Source organism: Streptomyces deserti (assembly GCF_054782695.1).
Genome location: NZ_BAAGRZ010000035.1, coordinates 64,487 through 72,847, shown reverse-complemented (window position 1 = coordinate 72,847; position 8,361 = coordinate 64,487). Strand labels below are relative to the sequence as shown.

General features: G+C 72.5%; 8 protein-coding genes. 4 read left to right on the top strand and 4 right to left on the bottom strand.

All coding sequences use genetic code 11. The features are described from left to right. Positions 1-183 precede the first annotated feature (183 nt). Positions 184-621: a DUF4442 domain-containing protein gene (locus ACYVMZ_RS34595; protein WP_461086850.1), complete on the bottom strand. Its 438-nt coding sequence runs from the start codon at positions 619-621 to the stop codon at positions 184-186. Positions 622-774: 153 nt separating this feature from the next. On the opposite strand from ACYVMZ_RS34595, the gene ACYVMZ_RS34590 reads away from it, so the two are divergent. Next, on the top strand, positions 775-1,791 hold the full coding sequence (locus tag ACYVMZ_RS34590; RefSeq protein WP_461086847.1) for a hypothetical protein: 1,017 nt from the start codon (positions 775-777) through the stop codon (positions 1,789-1,791). 79 nt (positions 1,792-1,870) lie between these two features. Further along, positions 1,871-3,175: an MFS transporter gene (locus ACYVMZ_RS34585; protein WP_461086846.1), complete on the top strand. Its 1,305-nt coding sequence runs from the start codon at positions 1,871-1,873 to the stop codon at positions 3,173-3,175. On the opposite strand, the gene ACYVMZ_RS34580 is transcribed toward ACYVMZ_RS34585, so the two are convergent. Together ACYVMZ_RS34580 and tuf are read right to left on the bottom strand one after the other, a co-directional pair. Further along, entirely contained in the window at positions 3,137-3,985 is an 849-nt protein-coding gene (locus ACYVMZ_RS34580) for a spermidine synthase (protein WP_461086845.1), read from the bottom strand. The two genes, ACYVMZ_RS34585 and ACYVMZ_RS34580, sit on opposite strands and share 39 nt — an antisense overlap. 94 nt (positions 3,986-4,079) lie before the next feature. Next, positions 4,080-5,249 carry an elongation factor Tu gene (gene tuf / locus ACYVMZ_RS34575; protein WP_461086844.1) on the bottom strand — a complete coding sequence of 390 codons (1,170 nt, stop codon included), beginning with the start codon at positions 5,247-5,249 and terminating at the stop codon, positions 4,080-4,082. Positions 5,250-5,697: 448 nt separating this feature from the next. Here tuf and ACYVMZ_RS34570 point away from each other — a divergent pair, with 448 nt between their 5' ends. After that, positions 5,698-6,495: a TVP38/TMEM64 family protein gene (locus ACYVMZ_RS34570; RefSeq protein WP_461086843.1), complete on the top strand. Its 798-nt coding sequence runs from the start codon at positions 5,698-5,700 to the stop codon at positions 6,493-6,495. A gap of 70 nt (positions 6,496-6,565) precedes the next feature. Here the strand turns inward: ACYVMZ_RS34570 and ACYVMZ_RS34565 are convergent, their stop codons facing one another. Beyond that, positions 6,566-7,735, bottom strand: coding sequence for a thiolase family protein (locus ACYVMZ_RS34565; RefSeq protein ID WP_461086842.1), 1,170 nt, complete (start codon positions 7,733-7,735; stop codon positions 6,566-6,568). Between the two features lie 136 nt (positions 7,736-7,871). Here ACYVMZ_RS34565 and ACYVMZ_RS34560 point away from each other — a divergent pair, with 136 nt between their 5' ends. Next, a complete protein-coding gene (locus tag ACYVMZ_RS34560) occupies positions 7,872-8,342 on the top strand; it encodes a winged helix-turn-helix transcriptional regulator (RefSeq protein WP_461086841.1) in 471 nt (156 codons plus the stop codon). The last annotated feature ends 19 nt before the right edge of the window (positions 8,343-8,361 follow it).

The following is an 8,361-nucleotide window of genomic DNA, read 5'->3' as shown; positions in this document are numbered from 1 at the left end:
AACGGATCAACGTGCTGTTCGCGATGCTCCGCGACGGCACCTTCTACGAACCCAGAACCCCACGCCTCGCTTGACGAAAGACATAGAGGCACCCCCCCCGCCGGGGCTCATCGCCGCACGAGGGACGACGGGGGCCCCGGCCGGGTCGCTCCCCCGGCCGGGGCCCCTCGTAGGTGACGGCGCTCAGCCGTTCGGGCGCAGGGTCCAGACGACGGTCATCTCACCGGTCACGGCGCCGTCCGCGCGCTGGATGGCGACCGACACGGGGAACTCGGGGCGCTCGCCCGCGTCCAGTTCCGCGACGACCTCGGCGGCCGGGCGGCCGAGGGTCGCGGTGGCCGTGACCGGCCCCATCGCCAGCTTCTTGTAGGAGATCTCGGCGCGCACGGCCAGCGGCACGGCCCGCGAGAGCTGGTCCCCGAACGCGGCCAGCACGATCGCCCCGCTCGCGGACTCACCGAGCGTGAACATCGCCCCGGCATGCGGCCCGCCCACGTGGTTGTGGTACTCGCTCTGGTCCGGCAGGGCCACCACCGCCTGCTCCGGAGTGGCCTCGAGGAACTCGAGGTTCAGGGTCCGGGCCATGGGCACCGTGGCGGCGAGCATCTCGCCGATGGACATCTGGTCTGCGCTCATGGCCGCATGTTACCCGTGAGTAGTGTCGGCTGGAAAGAGCCCACCGACCCCTCCCCCGAGCGCCGGTCCCGAGTTGCTACGGCCCCGTCAAAGGGCGGTGACCGAATCGTGTCCCCGACGCGGCTAGGGTTGCTGCCCATGTGGCCAGGACAGCAGCCGCCCGGGGGCGAGCAGAACCCGCAAGCGAACAACCCGTACCAGCAGCCGGGGTACCAGCAGCCGAATCCGTACCAGCAGCCGGGCTACCAGCAGCCCAACCCCTATGCGCAGCAGCCGCAGTGGGGTGCCCCCGCTCCGGTGGGCGCGCCACAGCCGCCGCAGGGCGGGGGCGGCGGGAACCGGACGAAGCTGGTGGCGATCGTGGCGGCCGCCGCGGTGGTCGTGGCCGCCGGTGTCACCGGCTTCCTGGTGCTGGGCGGCGACAAGGACGACACGGCGGACGGCGGCAAGGACGGCAAGCCCTCCTCGAGCGCGTCCACCGACACGACCACGTCCGCCGACCCGAGCCCGACCGGCGGCGGGGACAATCCGCGCGGCGGCGGGGAGCTGAAGGCGACCGTTCCGGGCTGGAAGGTCGTCGTCAATCCGCGCTTCGGCACCATGTTCGACGTTCCCGCCGACTGGGAGATCGAGAGCACCGACACGAGCGTGGGCTTCGAGTGGGAGGAGAAGGACGGCAAGCTCGACCGCACCACCGTCACCGCCCCGGCCTACCTCAAGTCCAAGTGGTGCACGAGTGACGAGGACAAGGACGGCCGCGAGGAGGACACCGCCCTCGCCACCGCCGGAACCCGTGGTGAGGACGGCGCCAAGAACACGGACATGGCGGCCGAGACGCGGGTGCCGTGGTGGATCTACGGCGGCTACACGCAGCCCGACAAGAAGAGCGTGAAGTTCACCAAGCCGAAGCCGTACACGACGGCCTCGGGCATCAAGGGCAGCGTCGCCACGGCGCACTCCGTGAGCACTCCGCAGAAGGGCAAGTGCGCGAGCGACGGCAAGGCCGTCACGTTCGCGTTCAAGAACGGCGCCGGCAACTTCGTCACGTGGAACCTGTACGGCGCCAAGGGCGTCGACGGGGAGATCCCGGAGCAGACCGTCCAGAAGATCCTGAGCACGGTGCGCCTCACCGAGGAGCCGCCCACGGAGTCGTAAGGGGCTCCGTGGGCGGCGGGCATCGGCGAGACCGAAAACGTATTTGGCAGATCGGCCTCGTCACGGCGATAGTCGCGAGGTGCTGTCGATCATCCGCTCCCGCCGTCGCCCCGCCTGGGCGGGTCGCAACTACACGCTGCTGACCGCCGCCGCGTTCGTCACCAACCTGGGCAGCCACGGTGCCCTGATCGCGGCGGCGTTCGCGGTCATCGAAACCGGCGGCGACGGCGGCGACGTGGGACTGGTGGCCGCCGCGCGGACCCTGCCGCTGGTGCTGTTCCTGCTGATCGGGGGCGCCGTCGCGGACCGGCTGCCGCGGCACCGTGTGATGGTCGCGGCCAACGCCCTCAACTGCCTGTCACAGGCCGCGTTCGCCGCGCTCGTCCTGGCCGGGGAGCCGCAGCTGTGGCAGATGATGCTGCTGACCGCGCTCGGCGGCACCGGCCAGGCGTTCTTCAGCCCGGCCGCCGAGGGCATGCTGCTGTCCTCGGTCCAGGGCGAGCAGGCGGGCCGCGCCTTCGCGGTGTTCCGGATGGCGATGCAGGGCGCGGCCGTGGGCGGTGCCGCGCTCGGCGGTGCGATGGTCGCCGCGATCGGGCCCGGCTGGGTCCTCGCGGCGGACGCGGCGGCGTTCGCGGTCGCCGGCGCGCTGCGGGCCTTCCTCGACGTCGGCCACATCCCGCCGCGCACGCCGGGCGGCGGCATGCTCGCCGATCTGCGGGACGGCTGGCGGGAGTTCGCCGGCCGGCCGTGGCTGTGGGGCATCGTCGTGCAGTTCTCCATCGCCAACGCGGTCGTCGGCGCCGCCGACGCGGTCTACGGCCCGCTCGTCGCCCGCGACCACCTGGGCGGCGCCGGACCGTGGGGCCTGGCGCTGGGCTTCTTCGGCGCGGGCACGGTCGCCGGCGCCCTGCTGATGACCCGCTGGAAACCGCGCCGCCTGCTCCTGGCCGGCACCCTGTGCGTGTTCCCCCTGGCCCTGCCGTCGGCCGCGCTCGCCGTGCCGGTGCCGGCCGGTGTCCTGTGTGCGGTGATGTTCGTGACCGGGGTGACCCTGGAGGTGTTCGGCGTCTCGTGGATGACCGCGCTGCACCAGGAGATCCCGGAGGACAAGCTCTCCCGGGTCTCGGCGTACGACTGGTTCGGCTCGGTCGCCCTGGTGCCGCTGGCGACGGCCCTGGCGGGCCCCGCCGAGACGGCCTTCGGACGGACGACGGCGCTGTGGGGCTGCGCCGCGCTGGTCGTGCTGGTCACGGCGGCGGTGCTGTGCGTGCCGGACGTGCGCAGCCTGCGGCGCAGGACCACGTACGTGACCAAGGGCACGGCACAGGGCACCGGCAGCGGGTCAGCCGATGCCGAACGCCCCGTCGGGGGGCTCGGGTGACGGTACGGCATCCTCGTCCCGCACCGGCCGCGCGTCGCCGGTGAAGTCCCGCAGGGACCGGCCGTGTTCCACCCGGGCCGGGAAGACGTCGGCGGCGGTGAGCCGGGCCAGCGCGGCCACCTCGATCGGCCGGTGCGCGGCGACGAGCACGGCGTTGCCGAAGCGCCGCCCGCGCAGCACGCCCGGCTCGGCGATCAGCGCCAGCTCCGCGAACACCGTGGCGAACGTGGCGAGTTGGGAGCGCAGAAAGGCGAAGGGCGCGGCATCGGGAAGGTTGGCGAGATAGACCCCGCTGCCGCGCAGGACACGCCCCGCCTCACGGGCGTAGGCGACGGACGTCAGATGCGCCGGAACCCGTGAACCGCCGAAGACGTCGGCTACGAGGACGTCCGCGCGGTCGTCCGGGGCGCTCTCCAGCCAGGCGCGGGCGTCCGCGGCGTGCAGTGCGACACCGGCACCCTCCGGCAGCGGCAGATGCTCGGCCACCAGCTCCAGCAGCCCGCGGTCGGCCTCCACGACGTCCTGCCGGGAGCCGGGCCGGGTCGCGGCCACATAGCGGGGCAGAGTGAGCGCGCCCCCACCCAGGTGCAGCACGTCCAGGGGCCGCCCCTGCTCCGCGAGCGTGTCCAGCACATGCCCGAGCCGCCGCGCGTACTCGAACTCCAGATGCGTGGGCTCGTCCAGGTCGACGTACGACTGCGGCGCCCCGTCGACGGTCAGCAGCCAGGCCCGCTTCCGGTCCACGTCGGGCATCAGCTTGGCGGTGCCGTGATCGACGTCGCGGGTCACGGGTATCGGCTCGTTCACCATCCCATTGTGCCCGGGGCGGAACGTCCCTGAAGGGGCGCGGGGAACCGCGCGACCAGCCACAACGGTCGCGCGGTCCCCCACACACAGATCCCCCTCACACAACGGCCGTCACAGTCCCCGCCCCCACGGTCCGCCCACCCTCACGGACGGCAAACCCGAGCCCCGGCTCCAACGGCACCTCACGCCCCAGCTCCACGGTCATGGCCACCGTCTCCCCGGGCCGCGCCACGGCCACCTCACCGAGGTCCACCGCCCCGACCACATCCGCCGTACGGATGTAGAACTGCGGCCGGTATCCCGTCGCGACGGGCGTCGTACGACCACCCTCGCGCGCCGACAGCACGTACACCCGCGCCGAGAACCGCCGCCGCGGCACCACACTCCCCGGCGCGGCCACCACATGCCCCCGCCGCACGGCGTCCCGGGGCACACCCCGCAACAGCAGTGCCACGTTGTCCCCGGCCTGCGCCTCCTCCATCGGCTTGCCGAAAGTCTCCAAGCCGGTCACCACGGTCTCCAGTCCGGCCCCGAGCACCTCGACCCGCTCACCGACCCGGATCGTGCCCCGTTCGACCGCACCGGTCACCACCGTCCCCCGGCCGGTGATCGTCAGCACGTTCTCCACGGGCAGCAGGAACGGCGCGTCCACATACCGCTCCGGCATCGGCACATACGTGTCGACCGCGTCCAGCAGCGCCTCGACGGACGCCGTCCAGCGCGGGTCGCCCTCCAGCGCCTTCAGCCCGGAGACCCGTACGACGGGCACGGAGTCGCCGCCGTAGCCGTGCGCGGTGAGCAGGTCGCGGACCTCCAGTTCGACGAGGTCGGTGAGCTCCTCGTCGCCCGCGTCGGCCTTGTTGAGGGCGACCACGATGTGGTTCACGCCCACCTGCCGGGCGAGCAGGACGTGTTCGGCGGTCTGCGGCATGATCCCGTCGAGCGCGGAGACGACGAGGATCGCCCCGTCGAGCTGCGCGGCGCCGGTGACCATGTTCTTGACGTAGTCGGCGTGGCCCGGCATGTCGACGTGCGCGTAGTGCCGGGTGTCGGTCTCGTACTCGACGTGCGCGATGTTGATGGTGATGCCGCGCGCCGCCTCCTCGGGCGCCCGGTCGATGCGGTCGAACGGCACGAAACTGCCGGTGCCGCGCTCGGCGAGGACCTTGGTGATGGCGGCGGTCAGGGTGGTCTTGCCGTGGTCGACGTGCCCCATCGTGCCGATGTTCAGATGCGGTTTGGTGCGCACGTATGCCGTTTTGGACATGGCGGTACCTCGAAGCGTGTAGTGGTGGAGAGGGACCCCGAGGACCTGTCCGACCCTCCCCGTGCGGGGTCCGCCGGACGAACCGGAGAGGGTCAGCTTCGGGCGCCGTCGGCAACGGCCGTGAGAACGACGACGGCAGCCTTCGGAGCATCCGCGACCGCGGATGCTGCGAGGACGAAGGCGTGCCGGAACATGGCATCGATCATTGCCGAGGCTTTGCCCCACGTCGAATGCTTTTTGAAGCGCCCCGGGACCGCTCCCAGGACCGCTTCCCGGACCGCTCCCGGATGGCTTCCGGGACCGATCCGGGCGGCTTCCCGGACCGCTTCCGGGACCGCTCGCGGTCGCCTTCTCGGACCGCGCGGCTGCCGCCCTGCCGGCCGCGTCTGTGACGCTCGTGAGACGGACCATACGGCGATCACACACATGCGTCGGTTACTGTCGCCGGATGCTCGATGCCACCACCCGCTCTGGGGGCACCGCCACGGCCTCTCCCCGGGCCACCACCACGGAGCTCGCCGTCACCACGGCGACCACCGGTCCCGCGACCACCGGCGCCTCCGCCCCGACCGGCATGACCGCACGGTGCACGAGAGTCCTGCTCTCGCCCTGGTCGCGCCTGTCTCTGCTCGTCGTCCTGCTCGCCGCGGCCGCCTCGGCGGTCCTGCTCTTCGAGCCGCAGAAGCTGCTGGTCGACGGCTGGCCCCCGCAGCTCGGCGGGACGACGGCGGTGGTGGCCTACGCGGTCGCGTACGGCGTGTGCACCGTGGCGTTCGTACCGCGGCCGCTGCTGAACCTGGCCGCGGGCGCGCTGTTCGGCTCGCAGCTCGGCCTGGGTGCGGCGCTGGCGGGCACGGTGCTCGGTGCCGGGACCGCGTTCTGCCTCGGGCGGGCGCTGGGCCAGGACGCGCTGCGTCCGCTGCTGCGGGGCCGCTGGCTGAAGGCGGCGGACGGCCAGCTGAGCCGGCACGGCTTCCGCTCGATGCTGGCGGTGCGGCTGTTCCCCGGCGTGCCGTTCTGGGCCGCGAACTACTGCGCCGCCGTCTCGCGCATGGGCCTGCTGCCGTTCCTGCTGGCGACGGCGCTCGGGTCGATCCCGAACACCGCCGCGTACGTCGTCGCCGGCGCCCGGGCCTCGGCGCCGACGTCACCGGCCTTCCTGATCGCGCTGGCCTGCATCGCCCTGCCGGCGCTGGCGGGCGTGGTGATGGCCTGGCGCAAACGCCACCACCTGCGCGCCCGCTGACGACCGGTCACGTGCCGGATCCCCCACCGGCTCCTCACACGGCTCCTCACACGGCACCTCACACGACTCCTCACACGGCTTCGAGGATCATCGCGTTGGCGAGCCCGCCCGCCTCGCACATCGTCTGCAGGGCGTAGCGGGCACCGCGCTCGCGCATCGCGTGGACCAGCGTCGTCGTCAGACGGGTGCCGCTCGCGCCGAGCGGATGGCCGAGGGCGATGGCGCCGCCGTGCACGTTGACCTTGGCGAGATCGGCGCCGGTCTCCTGCTGCCAGGCCAGGACGACGCTGGAGAACGCCTCGTTGACCTCGAACAGGTCGATGTCGTCCAGGGTCAGGTGCGCCCTGCGGAGCACCTTGTCGGTGGCCGGGACGACACCGGTGAGCATCAGCAGCGGGTCGGAGCCGGTGACGGCGAAGCTGTGCAGCCGGGCGAGCGGGCGCAGCCCGAGGCGCTGGGCGGTCTCGCTCGACGTGATGAGCACGGCCGAGGCGCCGTCGTTGACGGGGCTGGCGTTGCCCGCGGTGACGTTCCACTCGATCTGCGGGAAGCGCTCGGCGTAGGCCGGGTCGTAGAAGGCGGGCTTGAGGCCGGCCAGGATCTCGGTGGTGCTGTCCGGCCGTACGCACTCGTCGCGCGCGACGCCCTCCAGCGGCGCGACCTCGGCGTCGAACAGGCCCGCCTGCCAGGCCGCGGCGGCCTTGCGGTGCGAGGAGACCGCGAAGGCGTCCAGCTGCTCGCGCGTGATCGACCACTTCGCGGCGATGAGCTCGGCGCTGATGCCCTGCGGGACCAGGCCCTCCGGATAGCGCTCGGCGATGCCGGGGCCGAAGGGGTCCTTGCCCTCCGGGACGTTCGACCACATCGGCACCCGGCTCATCGACTCCACACCGCAGGCGACGACGAGGTCGTAGGCGCCCGCGAGGACGCCCTGCGCGGCGAAGTGGACGGCCTGCTGGGAGGAGCCGCACTGGCGGTCCACGGTGGTCGCGGGGACCGACTCCGGGAAGCCCGCCGACAGGGCGGCGTAACGGGTGGTGTTCATGGCCTGCTCGCCGACCTGGTCGACGGCGCCGCCGATGACGTCGTCGACCAGCGCCGGGTCGGCACCGGAGCGCTCGACGAGGGTGCGCAGGGTGTGCGCGAGGAGCTCCACGGGGTGGATCTGCGCGAGGGAGCCGTTCGGCTTGCCCTTGCCGATCGGGGTGCGTACGGCTTCGACGATCACTGCGTCACGCATGGGCGGGCCTCCAAGGCCGGCAAGGCCGACGGTCCGGTGGCTGGTGCCGCGACCGGCCGGCTACCAGTGAGTAGGAAATCCGGACTCACCATAACTCCGCTAGTTGGAAAATCCAACCCTCCCCTAGACTTGGGCCATGGCCGCTCCCAAAGACCCGCGCCCCTGCTCCATCGCCGACGCCCTGGCGCTCGTCGGCGAGAAGTACTCCCTGCTCGTCCTGCGCGAGGTGTGCCTCGGCAACGGCCGTTTCGACCAGCTCGTGCGCAACATCGGCGCCCCGCGCGACATCCTGGCCACGCGGCTGCGGCGGCTCGTCGACGCCGGGATCCTGACCAAGCGCCCCTACAGCGAGCGCCCGCAGCGCTTCGAGTACCGGCCGACCCGGGCGGGGCTGGAGCTGGAGCCGGTCCTGATGACCCTCATGGCGTGGGGCGACCGCCATCTGCGCGAGGACGGCGAACGGCCCATGGTGATCGAGCACTCCTGCGGCAACGACCTGGTCCCGGTCGTCACCTGTCAGGCCTGCGGCGAGACGGTGCGCCACGAGGACCTCAAGGCCCACCCGCAGGCCCCCGGCTGGACGGTGGCGGGCCCGACGGCGGCCTGACCCGTTCCACCGGCCGTTC

Bases quoted from the DNA above. Each gene is read 5' to 3' on its own strand.
- ACYVMZ_RS34595 (WP_461086850.1), bottom strand. From the start codon at position 621: ATGTCCATCGGCGAGATGCTCGCCGCCACGGTGCCCATGGCCCGGACC.
- ACYVMZ_RS34590 (WP_461086847.1), top strand. From the start codon at position 775: ATGTGGCCAGGACAGCAGCCGCCCGGGGGCGAGCAGAACCCGCAAGCG.
- ACYVMZ_RS34580 (WP_461086845.1), bottom strand. From the start codon at position 3,985: ATGGTGAACGAGCCGATACCCGTGACCCGCGACGTCGATCACGGCACC.
- tuf (WP_461086844.1), bottom strand. From the start codon at position 5,249: ATGTCCAAAACGGCATACGTGCGCACCAAACCGCATCTGAACATCGGC.
- ACYVMZ_RS34570 (WP_461086843.1), top strand. From the start codon at position 5,698: ATGCTCGATGCCACCACCCGCTCTGGGGGCACCGCCACGGCCTCTCCC.
- ACYVMZ_RS34565 (WP_461086842.1), bottom strand. From the start codon at position 7,735: ATGCGTGACGCAGTGATCGTCGAAGCCGTACGCACCCCGATCGGCAAG.
- ACYVMZ_RS34560 (WP_461086841.1), top strand. From the start codon at position 7,872: ATGGCCGCTCCCAAAGACCCGCGCCCCTGCTCCATCGCCGACGCCCTG.